General features: G+C 67.3%; 14 protein-coding genes. 7 read left to right on the forward strand and 7 right to left on the reverse strand.

The annotated features are described in order from the left end of the window. The first annotated feature begins 41 nt into the window (after positions 1-41). Both AC1M14_RS06850 and AC1M14_RS06855 read left to right on the forward strand, forming a co-directional pair. Positions 42-1109: an aldo/keto reductase gene (locus tag AC1M14_RS06850; protein ID WP_479731255.1), complete on the forward strand. Its 1068-nt coding sequence runs from the start codon at positions 42-44 to the stop codon at positions 1107-1109. Positions 1110-1195: 86 nt separating this feature from the next. Next, positions 1196-1855, forward strand: coding sequence for a thiopurine S-methyltransferase (locus tag AC1M14_RS06855; protein ID WP_479731256.1), 660 nt, complete (start codon positions 1196-1198; stop codon positions 1853-1855). 6 nt (positions 1856-1861) lie between these two features. Here AC1M14_RS06855 and AC1M14_RS06860 read toward each other — a convergent pair whose 3' ends face one another. From AC1M14_RS06860 to AC1M14_RS06880, 5 genes are all read right to left on the reverse strand, one after another. Next, a complete protein-coding gene (locus AC1M14_RS06860; RefSeq protein WP_209165768.1) occupies positions 1862-2671 on the reverse strand; it encodes an SDR family oxidoreductase in 810 nt (269 codons plus the stop codon). A gap of 14 nt (positions 2672-2685) precedes the next feature. Continuing rightward, a complete protein-coding gene (locus tag AC1M14_RS06865) occupies positions 2686-3390 on the reverse strand; it encodes an ABC transporter ATP-binding protein (RefSeq protein WP_102776246.1) in 705 nt (234 codons plus the stop codon). Beyond that, complete coding sequence (locus AC1M14_RS06870) at positions 3383-5164, reverse strand: branched-chain amino acid ABC transporter ATP-binding protein/permease (RefSeq protein WP_102776245.1); 1782 nt, start codon at positions 5162-5164, stop codon at positions 3383-3385. The genes AC1M14_RS06865 and AC1M14_RS06870 overlap by 8 nt, the downstream gene beginning before the upstream one ends. 24 nt (positions 5165-5188) lie before the next feature. Then, entirely contained in the window at positions 5189-6055 is an 867-nt protein-coding gene (locus AC1M14_RS06875) for a branched-chain amino acid ABC transporter permease (RefSeq protein ID WP_102776244.1), read from the reverse strand. Between the two features lie 106 nt (positions 6056-6161). Continuing rightward, entirely contained in the window at positions 6162-7361 is a 1200-nt protein-coding gene (locus tag AC1M14_RS06880; RefSeq protein ID WP_102776243.1) for an ABC transporter substrate-binding protein, read from the reverse strand. Positions 7362-7682: 321 nt separating this feature from the next. Here AC1M14_RS06880 and AC1M14_RS06885 point away from each other — a divergent pair, with 321 nt between their 5' ends. Both AC1M14_RS06885 and kce read left to right on the forward strand, forming a co-directional pair. Then, entirely contained in the window at positions 7683-8465 is a 783-nt protein-coding gene (locus tag AC1M14_RS06885) for an SDR family oxidoreductase (RefSeq protein WP_111825588.1), read from the forward strand. Between the two features lie 32 nt (positions 8466-8497). Further along, positions 8498-9433 carry a 3,5-dioxohexanoate:acetyl-CoA acetone transferase gene (kce, locus tag AC1M14_RS06890; RefSeq protein WP_102776241.1) on the forward strand — a complete coding sequence of 312 codons (936 nt, stop codon included), beginning with the start codon at positions 8498-8500 and terminating at the stop codon, positions 9431-9433. 19 nt (positions 9434-9452) lie between these two features. Here kce and AC1M14_RS06895 read toward each other — a convergent pair whose 3' ends face one another. Together AC1M14_RS06895 and AC1M14_RS06900 are read right to left on the reverse strand one after the other, a co-directional pair. Beyond that, complete coding sequence (locus tag AC1M14_RS06895; RefSeq protein ID WP_479731257.1) at positions 9453-10520, reverse strand: glycerol dehydrogenase; 1068 nt, start codon at positions 10518-10520, stop codon at positions 9453-9455. Positions 10521-10529: 9 nt separating this feature from the next. Continuing rightward, the gene (locus tag AC1M14_RS06900; protein ID WP_102776239.1) at positions 10530-11234 is read right to left on the reverse strand and encodes a GntR family transcriptional regulator; all 705 of its coding nucleotides are present in this window, start codon (positions 11232-11234) and stop codon (positions 10530-10532) included. Positions 11235-11359: 125 nt separating this feature from the next. On the opposite strand from AC1M14_RS06900, the gene AC1M14_RS06905 reads away from it, so the two are divergent. Genes AC1M14_RS06905 through AC1M14_RS06915 form a run of 3 tightly spaced genes read left to right on the forward strand, consistent with a single transcriptional unit; the run spans position 11360 to position 14023 of the window. Beyond that, the gene (locus tag AC1M14_RS06905; RefSeq protein WP_479731258.1) at positions 11360-12217 is read left to right on the forward strand and encodes a transketolase; all 858 of its coding nucleotides are present in this window, start codon (positions 11360-11362) and stop codon (positions 12215-12217) included. Further along, a complete protein-coding gene (locus AC1M14_RS06910) occupies positions 12218-13204 on the forward strand; it encodes a transketolase family protein (RefSeq protein WP_479731259.1) in 987 nt (328 codons plus the stop codon). 15 nt (positions 13205-13219) lie between these two features. Beyond that, complete coding sequence (locus AC1M14_RS06915) at positions 13220-14023, forward strand: shikimate dehydrogenase family protein (protein ID WP_102776237.1); 804 nt, start codon at positions 13220-13222, stop codon at positions 14021-14023. Positions 14024-14038: the final 15 nt, after the last annotated feature.

A 14038-nucleotide genomic window follows, 5' to 3' on the forward strand; every position in this document is an offset into this window, starting at 1 on the left:
CGGCGGGCAAGCCGTCCGCCCTGTCCTGAAAGGAGCGCACCATGCGGTACAAGAAATTCGGCAGCACCGGCCTGTTCGTCTCGGAGCTGTGCCTGGGAACCATGACCTTCGGCGGCGAGGGCGAACTGTGGAGCAAGATCGGCCGCCTGCAGCAGGAAGACGCCAACCGGCTGGTCGGCCGGGCCCTGGAGGCCGGCGTCAATTTCATCGACACGGCCGACGTCTATTCCGAGGGCCGCTCCGAAATCATCACCGGCCAGGCGCTGCGCGACCTGAAGGTGGCGCGCGACGACGTGGTCATCGCCACCAAGGTCTTCGGCCAGACCGGGGCCGGCGTCAACGCCCGCGGCAATTCGCGCGCGCACATCATGGACGGCGTCAAGAAAAGCCTGGCGCGCCTGCAGCTCGACCACATCGACCTCTACCAGATCCACGGCTTCGATCCGGCCACGCCGGTGGAGGAAACCGTCAGGGCGCTGGACAATCTGGTGCAGCAGGGCCACGTGCGCTACGTGGGCGTATCCAACTGGGCGGCCTGGCAGATCATGAAGGCGCTGGGCATCGCCGAGCGCCTGGGGCTGGCGCGCTTCGAGTCGCTGCAGGCGTACTACACGATCGCGGGCCGCGACCTGGAGCGCGAGATCGCGCCCATGCTGCAAAGCGAGGGCGTGGGGCTGATGGTGTGGAGCCCGCTGGCCGGCGGCCTGCTCAGCGGCAAGGTCGGCCGCGACGGCCAGGCCGAGGCCGGCAGCCGCCGCGCCGTGTTCGATTTCCCGCCGGTGGACCGAGAGCGGGCCTACGACTGCATCGACGTGCTGCGGCGCATCGCCGAGGCGCGCGGCGTGTCCGTGGCGCAGGTGGCCCTGGCCTGGCTGCTGCACCAGCGCGTGGTCACCAGCGTCATCATCGGCGCCAGGCGCCTGGACCAGCTCGACGACAACCTCGCCGCCTGCGGCATCCGGCTCGACGAGGAAGAACTGGCCGCGCTGGACCAGGTCAGCGCGCTGCCGTCCGAGTATCCCGGCTGGATGCACGTGCGCCAGGGCGAGTACCGGCGCCAGCAGCTCATCGATTCGGCCGCGCCGAACTACAATGCTCCACACCCATAAGCGCGGGCCGCAGGCGCGGGACGCAGGCGCCCGGTGTGCCGGTCCCGGCCGGGTCCGCGCCGACTCACAGGAGGAGCAGACTCGGTATGGAAGCGGAATTCTGGCTGCAGCGGTGGCGCGAAGGGCGCACGCACTTTCATCAATCGCGGGTCACGCCGCTTTTGCAGAAATACTGGCCGGCCCTGGGCGTGCCCAAACAGGGCCGGGTGCTGGTGCCGCTTTGCGGCAAGTCGCTGGACATGATCTGGCTGGCGGCGCAGGGCAATCCGGTGCTGGGCGTGGAGCTGTCGCAACTGGCGGTCGAGCAGTTCTTCGATGAGAACGAACTCAAGCCGCTCACGCACCAGTCCATCTACGGCAAGCATTACGTCGCCGGCAACATCGAAATCATCTGCGGCGACATCTTCAAGCTGGACGCGCAGATCCTGTCGCATTGCGTCGGCGCCTACGACCGCGCGGCGCTGGTGGCGCTGCCCGAGACCATGCGGGCCGATTACGTGCGCCACGTGTACGGCCAGCTGTCGCCCGCCTACCAGGGCCTGCTCATCACGCTGGACTATCCGCAGGACGAGATGGCCGGGCCGCCGTTCTCGGTGGTCGACAGCGAGGTGCAGGCGCTGTTCGAGACCGTGTCGCCGGCCCGGATCATCGACCGCCGCGACATCCTGGATAAGGACCCCAAGTTCCAGGCGGCGGGCGTGAGCCGGCTCGACACGGTGGTGTACCACCTGGGCGCGCAGGGCTGAGCGGCCTCAGGTCATCAGCCATCCGCCGGCCACGTCCAGCACCTGGCCGGTGACGAAGCGCGCCTGGTCCGAGGCGAAGAACAGGCAGGCGTCGGCCACTTCCTGCGGCGTGCCCAGGCGGCGCAGCGCCGTGGCCTGCGCCACGGCGTCGTTGATTTCCCTGGGCACGGTGCGCAGCAAGGGGGTGTCGATGCGGCCGGGCGCCAGGGCGTTGACCGTGACCTGGTGCTCGCCCAGTTCGGCGGCCCAATGCCGGGTCAGTCCGATCAGCGCGGCCTTGGTCGCCGCATAGTGGGCGGCCACGATGTCGCAGTACGCCTTGCCGGCCACCGACGACATGTTGATGACGCGCCCGCGCCGCTGCCCGACCATGTGCGGCGCGGCCAGCCGGGTCATGTAGAACACGCTGTTCAAGTTCACCGCCACCACCGCTTCCCATTCCTGCGGCGGCATTTCCCAGACCTTGAGCGCGCGCCCGTCGGTCTTGGGCGAGATCCCGACGTTGTTGACCAGGATGTCCGCCGCGCCCAGCTCGCGCGCGAGACGGTCGTAGGCGGCCTGGCAGTCTTCGTAGCGCGCCACGTCCGCATGCACGAAACAGACTTCGTGGCCGCGCTGGCGCAGCGCTTTTTCGTAGGCCTGGCCGGCCTGCGAATTGAAGTCGATCAGGCCCACGCGAGCGCCTTCGGCCAGGAAGCCTTCGACGATGGCCGAGCCGATGCCGCCCACGGCGCCGGTCACGATGGCGGTCTGGTTGCTGAAGCGCGCGCCGGGATCGCGGCGCGGCCGGCTTGCTTGCGGCTTTCCATAAGGCATGGCGTTTCCTGGAGTCAGTGGCCGAGATAGGCTTTTTTCACGTGCGGGTCGCCGAGCAGTTCGGCGCCGGTGCCCGAGCGCACGATGACGCCGTTTTCCAGCACGTAGCCGCGGTCGGCCAGCCGCAGCGTGCGGAACACGTTCTGTTCCACCAGCAGCACGGTCATGCCGTGCGCGGTCACGTCGCGGATGATGTCGAACATCTGCTGCACCAGCAGCGGCGACAGGCCCAGCGAAGGCTCGTCGAACACCAGCAGCTTGGGATCGGCCATCATGCCGCGCGCGATCGCCACCATCTGCTGCTCGCCGCCGGACAGGGAGCCGGCGTACTGGCCCAGGCGTTCCTTGACGCGCGGGAAGATGGCCAGCACTTCGTCCAGCTTGCGCTGCACGATGGGGCGGGCTGCGCGCTTGTACGAGCCCATCAGCAGGTTGTCGCGCACGGTGAAGTGCGGAAACAGCTGGCGGCCCTCGGGCACCATGGTGATGCCGGCGTCGACGATGTCGTAGGGCTTGTGGTTGGTGAGGTCGCGGCCCTCGAATTCGACCCGGCCTTCCTGGGCCGCGATCACGCCGCACAGGGTCTTGAGCGTGGTGGTCTTGCCGGCGCCGTTGGCGCCGATCAGGGTCACGATCTCGCCGGCGCGGACTTCGAAATTCAGGCCGTTGAGCACCTGGCTCTTGCCGTAGCCGGCGGACAGGTTCGAGACCTTAAGCATCCTGATACTCCTTGCCCAGATAGGCTTCGATGACTGCGGGATTCTCGACCACGTCCTGCGGCGCGCCGCTGACCAGCACCGCGCCTTCGTTGAGCACCACGATGCGGTCGGACAGCGCCATGGTGGCCTGCATCATGTGTTCGATCAGCAGCACCGACACGCCCGAATCGCGGATGCGCCGGATCATCCGGATCGACTTCTCGATGTCGGTGGGGTTCAGGCCCGCCATCACTTCGTCCAGCAGCAGGATGCGCGGGTTGATCGCCAGCGCGCGGGCGATCTCCAGGCGCTTCATGCCGCCCACGGTCAGGCTGCGGGCCTCGGCGCCCAGGTACTTGACCAGGTCGGTCTGCTCGGCGATTTTCAGCGCGATCTGCTCGGCCTCGTCGCGGTCGGCGGTGCGGATGAAGGCGCCCAGCATGATGTTCTCCAGCACGGTCAGGCCGGTGAACGGCTTGGCGATCTGGAAGGTGCGGCCCAGGCCCTGGTGCGCGAACTCGTCGGGCGTCTTGCAGGAGACCCAGTTGCCGTGGGCGTCCAGCATCGAGACGCTGCCCTTGTCCGGCGCCAGAAAGCCCGACAGCAGGTTGAACACCGTGGTCTTGCCCGCGCCGTTGGGTCCGATCATGCCCAGGATCTCGTTCCGGTTCAGCGTCAGCGACACGTCGTTGGTGGCGCGCAGGCCGCCGAAGCTCTTGAACAGATTCTCGGCCTTGAGCACCGGCTGCTCGGTGCGCACGGCGTCGTGCAGGCGCAGTTCGTCGGCCAGCTTGCGCCCGGCCCGCGGCGTGCCCAGGTAGGGCAGGCGCGACAGCCAGCGCTCGACCGTGGGGCCGAAGGCGCCGGCCAGGCCGTGCGGGATGGTCAGCACCACGGCCACCAGGATCAGGCCGTAGATCAGCCCGTGCATGCCGTTGCCCACGCTGCTGAGCCAGCCGCGCGCCAGTTCGGCGATGGGCAGCACCAGGAAGGTGCCGGCGATCGGTCCAATCACCGTGCCCAGCCCGCCGATCAGGGCGAACATGGCGATCTGGATGGACAGCTCCAGCGAGAACGCCGAACTGGGATCGACGAAGGTCAGGTAGGTGATGTGGAAGGTGCCGATGATGCTGGTCAGCATGGCCGAGATCACGGCCGCCAGGATCTTCATGCGCACCGCGTGGATGCCGACGGCCAGCGCCGCGTCCTCGCGTTCGCGGATGGCGATCAGGTAGTGGCCGACGCGCGATTTGCGGACGTACCAGGACACCCACAGCACCAGCAGGAACAGGCCGAACGCGATGATCACGTAGTTGATCTTTTCGCGGAAAACGATCCACTTCCAGCCTATGTTCAGCGGCAGGCTGATGCCGCTGGAGCCGCCGGTCCAGCTTTCTTCGTGGATCACCAGCAGGCGAACCACTTCGAGGATGGCGATGGTGGCGAGCGCGAAGAACGGGCCGCGCAGCCGCAGGGTGGGGTAGCTGATCAGCACGGCGACGCCCGCCGAGATGAGGGCGCCGGCCAGCATGCCGATCCAGGGCGAAATGCCCCAGTTCTGCGTCAGCAGCGTGGCGGTGTAGCCGCCGATGCCGTAGAACACCGCGTGGCCCAGCGAGAGCTGGCCGGCGTAGCCGCCGACGATGTTCCAGGCCACCGACAGCGCCGAGAACACGAACAGCAGCACGAAAAGATTGGTCCACAGCGGCGTGGCCAGGACGACGGGCGCAATGAACATCGCGGCCAGCAGGATGAGGCTGACGTAGGCTTTGGGATGCCGGATATCGGGAAACACGTTTTTCGCTCCTGGTTTTGCGGGTCACTCGGTACCGACGCCGAACAGTCCGTTCGGGCGCAGCACCAGGATCAAGAGGAAGATCCCGAAGTACACGACCTCTTTCAGGTCGGGGGCGATATAGAAGCCGGCCAGCGTGTCCACGATGCCGATGATCATGGACCCCGCCACCGCGCCGTACAGGCTGCCCAGTCCGCCCAGCACGACGATCACGAACGCCGTCAGCACGAAATACGTGCCCACGGTGGGGAAGACCGGATACTGCGGCGCCAGCAGGCCCGCGGCGATGCCGACGAAGGCCGTGCCCAGGCCGAAGGCGATGGCGTAGACGGTGTTGACGTTCACGCCCATCAGCGTGGCGGCGTAGCGGTGCTGCGCCACGGCCCGCAGCGCGCGGCCCAGGTAGGTGCGGTGCATGAAGACATGCAGCAGCACGGCCAGGCCCAGCCCGATCACGAAGGTGACGAGCTGCCCGGTCACCATGGAATACGCGCCCACGCCGATGGCGTCGGTGCCCAGTTCGACCGGCGCGCGGTAGACGTTGGCGCCGAATATCACCAGCGCGAGATTCAGCAGGATGGTGGACACGCCCACCATGGCGAAGATCTGGATGTGCTGGTCGGCGTTGAGCAGCGGCTGAATGATGGCTTTCTGCGTCAGCGCGCCCAGCGCGAACAGGACGATGGCGACCGGCACCAGGCCGGCGTAGGGATGCACGCCGAGTTGCGCGGCGATCAGGTAGACCATGTACATGCCCACCATCAGGAACTCGCCGTGCGCGAAGTTGATGACGCGCACCACGCCGAAGATCAGCGTCAGCCCCAGGCTGATGATGGTGTAGGCGCCGCCCAGCAACAGGCCGTTGATGACCAGTTGAACGAAAAGATCCATATGACAACCTCAGAGAGCGGGCAGCGGACCCGGCCCGGCCGGGGAGCGGTCCGGGCCGGGGCGCGCGGGCCCCGGGGGATACGTCAGGTGCGCGGGGCGCCCGGGCTTACTTCTTGAAGATCGGCTTGCCGAGCGCGAGGCTGTCGGGCGCGATGGTGACGAGCTTGCCGTCCTGCCACTGCATCACGTAGAACGTGGATGCGTTGTTCTGGCCGTCTTCGCCGAAATCGAAGGCCCAGCCGTTGGCCGTCTGGCCGGCCGGCTTCTTGTAGGCCAGGACCGCGGCCCGGATCTTGTCCTTGTCGGTGGACTTGGCGTTGCCGATGGCTTCGAAGAAGGCTTTGGCGCCGACGTAGTTGGTCAGGCTGTGGCCCGATTGCGGGTCGCTCTTGTAGGCGCTGCGGTAGGCCTGCAGGAACTTGTCCAGCCCCGGCGCGCCGGCCGGATCGATGGACGCCTGCGGGAAGTCCAGGTCGAACACGCCGTTCATGTCGGCGCCCACGGCCTTGGCCGTGTCGGTCAGGGAATAGCCGCCGCCCGCGCCGATCACGACCTTGGGCTTGAACCCGGCCGCCCGCGCCTGGCTGAAGAACAGGATGGCGTCGTTCTGGTAGGCCGTGTGCAGCACCACGTCGACCTTGGCGCCCTTCAGGCGCAGGATCAGCGACGACAGGTCGACGGTCTTGGCGGAGTAGGGCAGAACCTCGGCCACCGTGTAGCCCAGTTCCTGCGCGCGCTTTTTCTCGGTCGCCGCCACGTCGGTGCCGTAGGGGCCGTCTTCGTGGATGATGCCGATCTTGACCTGCTTGGGATCGAGGCCCATGCCGGGCGCGACGATCTCGTGCAGCGCGTTGATCACCGCAACGCCGTACAGCGCCGTGTTGGGGTTGCTGCGGAACAGGTATTGGTAGTTGCGCGTGGTGATTTTGTGGGCGGTGGCGCCCAGTTCGAAATACGGCACGCCGGCCAGTTCCGCGACCGGCGAGGCCGCGTACGAGATGCCGGAGGCATAGCTGCCGAACACCCCGACGACATTGGAAGAGATCAGGCGCTTGGTTTCCGACACCGCCTGGGTCGGATCGACCGCGTCGGCCTTGATGATTTCGATCTTCTCGCCGTTGACGCCGCCGGCCGCATTGATTTCCGCGACCGCCAGTTCCAGGCCGCGATAGCTTTCCTGGCCCAGCAGGGCGAGCGCGCCGCTGAACGGAAACAAGGCCCCCACCTTCATGTCCGCCATCGCGGTTCCCGTCGCCAATGCGCCGCATACCCCCAGCGCCAAAACAGTCTTCTTGAACTTGATCACGCTACGCTCCTTTGTCGGTATGGGATGCGGGATTTTTCTGTTCCCGTCTTTTTTTGAATATATGATATATCCGTCGTCGGGGTGACGTTTCCCGCTTTGGATTCTAGTGGGGGCCTGAACCCGACGAATCGGGGAATTCCCTAAAGCATTGTAAATACACGCTTAGTTGACGATTAATGCGGCTATATGCCGTATTTTCGGCCTGCGGCAACGGAATGGACACACGCCATTTCAGATGCCTGAAAAATCAGGTGGATCTGAATTTGTTCATATATCGTATATCCTAAAAAGGCCCGCTCACAGGGCCAGGGAGACAGGGATATGTTTGATGAAGTGACTTTCGCCGGCAAACGGGTGCTGATCACCGCCGGCGCCGACGGGCTGGGGCTGGAGATGGCGCGGGTGTTCCGCGGCGCGGGCGCCGAGGTATTCGTGTGTGACGTGAACGAAGCCCGCCTGGCGGCGCTGCCGGCCGAACTTCCCGGCGTGCACACCGCCCTGGCCGACGTCGCCGACGAAGCCAGCGTGGCGGCCTTGTTCGCCGCGGTCCGCCGGCAGCTCGGCGGGCTCGACATCCTGGTCAACAACGCCGGCGTGGCCGGCCCCACCGGCTATGTGGAAACCCTGTCGAAGGCCGACTGGGACCGCACGCTGGCCGTCAACATCACCGGGCAGTTCCTGTGCGCGCGGCAGGCCATCGGTCTGCTCAAGGAGTCGCCCGCGGGCGTGATGATCAATATGTCATCGGCCGCGGGCCATCTGGGCTTTGCCGGCCGTTCGGTGTATTCGGCGTCGAAGTGGGCGGTGATCGGCTTTACCAAGTCGCTCGCCATCGAGCTGGGCGGCTACGGCATCCGCGTCAACGCGATCCTGCCGGGCGCCGTCGAAGGGCCGCGCATACGCGCCGTGATCGCGGCCAAGGCGCAGACGCTGGGCCGTCCGGTCGAGGAAATCGCCGCGCAGTACGAAAGCCAGGCCGCGCTGGGCCGCATGGTCACGGCGCGCGACATCGCCAACATGGTGCTGTTCAACGCCAGCGAGGCCGCCGGCAGCGTGACGGGGCAGGCCATCGTGGTCGACGGCTTCACGCAGAAGCTCTATTGAACCGAAACGCCAGGAATCCAACGGAGAACAGCATGGCCAAGCCCAGACAGAAAGTCATCATCACCTGCGCCGTGACCGGCGCCATCCACACGCCCAGCATGTCGCCGCACTTGCCGGTGACGGCCGACGAGATCGCGCAGGCGGCCATCGGCGCGGCCGAGGCGGGCGCGGCGGTGCTGCACCTGCACGCCCGCGATCCGCAGACCGGCAAGCCCTCGCAGGACCCGGCGCTGTTCAAGCCGTTCCTCGAACGGATCAAGGGCGCGACCGACGCCATCGTCAACATCACCACCGGCGGCAGCCCGCATATGACGGTGGAAGAACGCATGAAGCCGGCCGTGGCCTTCAAGCCGGAGCTGTGCTCGCTGAACATGGGGTCGATGAACTTCGGCCTCTTTCCCATGCTGGGCCGCTTCACTGAATTCAGGCACGACTGGGAACGCGAGCATCTGGAGAACAGCCGCTCGCTGGTGTTTCGCAATACCTACCAGGACATCGAAACCATCCTGAGGCTGGGCGACGCCAACGGCACGCGCTTCGAGTTCGAGTGCTACGACATCAGCCACCTGTACAACCTGGCGCATTTCGTCGACCGCGGCCTGGTGAAGTCGCCGCCCTTCATCCAGTCGGTGTTCGGCATCCTGGGCGGCATCGGGCCGCATCCCGAAGACCTGATGCACATGAAGCGCACCGCCGATCGCCTGTTCGGCGACGAGTACGAGTGGTCCATTCTCGGCGCCGGCCGCGCGCAGATGCCGCTGGCCACCATAGGCGCGGCCATGGGGTCGAACGTGCGCGTGGGGCTGGAGGATTCCCTGTGGATCGGGCCGGGCCGCATGGCCCAGTCCAACCGCGAGCAGGTCGAGCGCATCCGCACCATACTGGAAGCGCTGAACCTGGAGATCGCCACGCCGGAAGAAGCCCGTGCCAAGCTGGGCCTCAAGGGCAAGGACCAGGTCGCGTTCTGAGGCCGCGGCCGCCGCCGGCTCAGGCGTGGCGGCGCAGGGCCGCGGCCAGCGCGCCGGCGTCCAGCGCGCGGTCGAAGTTGGCGGCGTGGCGGGCCTTCAGGGTCAGCTCGGCGGCCAGCGCCAGTTCCGCGTCGCTGGGGTCGGCCGCGCCCAGCTCGCGCAGCGTGGCGGGCAGGCCCACCTGGGCGTACCACTGCCGCAGATCGGCCAGCATGCCGTCGGCGCGCTGTTCCAGGTCCAGCTGCACCAGCAGGCCCAGCGCCACCTGCAGGCCGTGCGGCGCGCCGGCCAGCCCGCCGATGCGGGGCAGCCCGCGCGTGAGCGCATGGGCGATGGACAGGCCGCCGCTTTCGAAACCGAGACCGCTCATGAGGATCATCGCTTCCACCACGCGCTCGAACGCGGGCGTGGGCTGGCCGCTGCCGGCCGCGGCCATGGCGTCGGCGCCGTCGGCCAGCAGCGTGCGCAGGCAGCCGTCGGCCAGGAATTGCGCCGCCAGCGGCGGCGCGCCGTCGTACATGTTCATGCCGCCGTTGCGCCGGCATTGTTCGGCTTCGAACTTCTTCGAGACCGCGTCTCCCAGGCCCGCGCGGAAGAAGTGCGCGGGCGCGGAGGCGATCACGGCGGTGTCGACCAGCACGATGGTGGGGTTGAACAGCATGTGCTCCACCGCCAGGAGCTGGTGATGGCTGTCGTACAGCACGTAGTTCTTGCTGGTGGGCGCGTCGTTGGAGGCCACGGTGGGCACGGTGATGAGATGGCAGTGCAGCGATCGGGCCACCGCCTTGCCGGCGTCCAGCGCCTTGCCGCCGCCCACCGCGATCACCATGCCGGCGCCGCTGGCCGCCGCCTGCGCGCGCAGGCCGGCGACGGCGTCGGGCGTCAGGTCGCCGTCGACCGTGAGCGCGGCCAGTTCGACCTGATGGGCGGCGCACAGCGCCTCGATCCGCGGCCCCAGCAGGGCGCGCACGTGGCTGTCGATGACCAGCGCCGCGCGGCCGCCGAACAGCGCGGCGTAGCGGCCCAGCGCGTCCAGCGCGCCGGCTCCCTGGATGTAGCGGCTCGGAGCGCCGAAAATCTTCAGCATGGCATGCGCCTATTTGCGGGGAGGAGGGCCACGGTAGTCGAGCTCCTTTTCACGTTCCACCAGCCAATCGATCATGATCTTGCCGCCCCAGACCAGGTCGGCCTGGATGGCTTTGCGGGCGGCTTCGGAGTCGCGCGCGGCCAGGGCCTGCAGCACCGCTTCGTGGCGGTGCTCGTTCTGCGAATAGTCCAGCCCCGAGGTCTTGACGTGGAAGACCTTGAGGATGGGGCCGGTGATCACCCAGAACGACTCCACCGTGTTGCGCAGTATCGGCTTGCCGCTGGCTTCCAGGATGGCGAAGTGGAACTTGCGGTTCAGGTAGCTGGCGCGCTTGGGATCGGTGGCGGTGTGGGAAATGAATTCGCGCTGCAGCGCGACCAGGTTGTCCAGCTGCTTGCGCGTGATGTTCTGCGCGGCCTCGGCCGCGCCCATGCCTTCCAGGTGAAAACGGATCTGCTGGATCTCGCGCAGCTTTTCGGAATTGACGTACGGCACGTAGACCGCGGTGGCCGCCTGCATTTCCAGCCCCTGTTCGCTGATGAGCCGGAAGATGGCCTCGCGTACGGGCGTGATGGAAACCCCCATTTCCTGGGCCAGTTCGCCAATGATGAGGCGCTCTCCCGGTTCGTACTGCCCGTTGATCAAGGCGTTGCGGATCTCGTTGTAGACCTTGACGGAGAGGTTCTCTTTTTTTACGGGTTTGAGGCTCGACATAACGGTTGCGGATCGGCTGTATCGATGGAGCGGCGGGGCGCGGGATGCATTCTATCCCGCAATGACCAATACGCGCTAAGCTAGTATATTATATATCATATATTCTGTTGAAAGCAGGAGACGGCATGGAACAGCGCTGCGCAATCCCCTCGGAGGCGGAGGTCCGGCTGCTGCGGGAAAAGGCCCGCCACATCCGGCTGGAGACCATCCGGCTGATCGAAATCGCCAAGGTCGGCCACTACAGCTCGGTGTTCTCGTGCGCCGAGATTTTTGCCGCGCTGTACTACGGCGTCATGCGCCTGCGCCGCGGCGACCCGCGCTGGCCGGACCGCGACCGTTTCCTGATGGGCAAGGGGCATGCGGCGGTGGGCCTCTTTCCCGTGCTGGCCGATCAGGGCTTTTTCGATCCGGCGCTGCTGGACGGCTACACCCGGCTGGGCAGCCCGCTGGGCGACCACCCCGACATGAGCAAGGTGCCGGGCGTCGATTTCAGTTCCGGCTCCATCGGCCATGCCTTGTCCAACGGCGTGGGCATGGCGCTGGGCGGCCGGATGAACCGGCGCGACTTCAGCGTGTTCGTGATGCTGGGCGACGGCGAGATGCAGGAAGGGCAGGTCTGGGAAGCGGCCCTGTTCGCCGCGCACCACCGCCTGTCTCGGCTGATCGCCATCGTCGACCGCAACGGTTACCAGCTCGACGGCAAGGTCGACGACGTGATCGGCGTGGAATCGCTGCGCGAGAAATGGCAGGCGTTCGGCTGGGAGGTGCACGAGGTCGACGGCCACGATCCGGCGGCCCTGACCGCGCTGCTGCGCCGCCTGCGCGCCGACGAGGCGCGCGACCGGCCGGCCTGCGTGATCGCCCGGACCGTCAAGGGCAAGGGCGTCTCTTTCATGGAGACCGAGCCCGGCTGGCACCTGGGCTATCTGGCGCCGCAGGACGCGCAGGCCGCTATCGACGAAATCATGTTCCGCGAGATCTGAATGGCACAAGCAAACCCGCTCTCCCCCGACTCCTGGCAGTACCGCGCGCTGAACGCGGTGAACCCCGGGCTTTCCTATCTTGCCGACGCCCTGATCGCGCTGGCCGCGCAAGGCCACCCCGTGGTGGCCGGGTCGGCCGACCTGCAATATTCCAACGGCCTGCATCGTTTCGCGCAGGCCTATCCGGACCGCTACGTACAGTTCGGCATATCCGAGCAGAACATGGTGTCGGCGGCGGCCGGCCTGGCCACCACCGGGATGATGCCCTTCGTCGCGACCTTCGCCTCGTTCCTGGGCCTGCTGTGCTGCGAACAGATCCGCATGGACGTGGCCTATACCGGGCTGCCCGTGCGCCTCATCGGCCATCACACCGGCATCAGCCTGGGGTTCTACGGCACTTCGCACCACGCCACGGAAGACATTTCCACGATGCGCGCCCTGGCCGGCCTGACCGTGGTGTCGCCGGCCGACGGGCCGCAGCTGGCCAGCGCCATCAAGGCCTCGGTGGACTGGCCGCAGCCCATCTATTTCCGCATCGGGCGCGGCCGCGACCCGCAGGTCTACGAAGACGGCGCGCCGTTCGAATTCGGCCGCGCCATCGTCCATTCCCACGGCAGCGACCTCAACATCATCGCCTGCGGCATCACCGTGCACGCCGCGCTGGCCGCCGCCGCGCAGCTGGGCGCCGAGGGCTGGTCCGTGGGCGTGATCGACATGGCCACCATCAAGCCGCTGGACCGCGAGGCTGTGCTGGCCGCCGCCGGCCGCTCCTCCGCGCTGATGACGGTGGAAGAACACAACGTGCTGGGCGGGCTGGGCTCGGCCGTGGCCGAAGTGCTGGCCGACGCCGGCTGCGGCGTCCGCCTGCGCCGCCACGGCATTTACGACCAATACAGCCTGATCGCGCCGCCCGCGACCCTGTACGCGCACTACAGGCTCGACGCCGCCGGCATCGGCGAGGTCGCGCGCGAACTGCTCAAAGCTTGAACCACGGAGAACCCAATGAAGGAAATCAGCGGCAACACCCGCCTGTTCGGCATCCTGGCCGATCCCATCCACCATGTGAAGACGCCGCAGCGCATGAACGAGCATTTCGCCCGCATCGGCTTCGACGGCGTGTGCGTGCCTTTCCACGTGCGGCCCGACGGCCTGGCCGACGCGGTGGCGGCGCTGCGGCGCTTGAACAACCTGGGCGGCGTCATCGTCACCATGCCGCACAAGACCGCCATCCTGGAACTGGTCGACGAGGCCAGCCCCGTGGCGCGCGCGATAGGCGCGGCCAACGTGGTGCGCCGCGACCCCGACGGCCGGCTGGTCGCGCACATGCTGGACGGCGAGGGCTTCGTCCGCGGCCTGATCGAGGCCGGCGTCGCCCCGCAAGGAAAAAGCGCCTACCTGGCGGGCGCCGGCGGTGCCGCGAACGCCATCGGTTTCGCGCTGGTGCAGGCCGGCGTATCCAGGCTGACCATCGCCAACCGCACCGTGGCCAAGGCCGAAGACCTGAAGCAGCGCATCCTGTCGCTGCATCCCGGCGCCGACATTGCCATCGGCACGCCCGATCCCTCGGGGCATGACCTGGTCGTCAACGGCACTTCGCTGGGCATGAAGCCCGACGATGCGCTGCCGCTGGACACGCAGCGGCTGACGCCGGACCAGCTGGTCTGCGAAGTCATCATGCAGCCGCGCGATACCGCGCTGCTGCTGGCCGCCCAGGCCCGCGGCTGCAAGGTGCACTACGGCGCGCCCATGCTGGCCTGCCAGATCGAACTGATGGCGCAGATGCTGGGCGTGCCGGACGCCGCCTGAGGCCCGACCCGCAAC

This window comes from Achromobacter sp. SX5, from assembly GCF_056711425.1.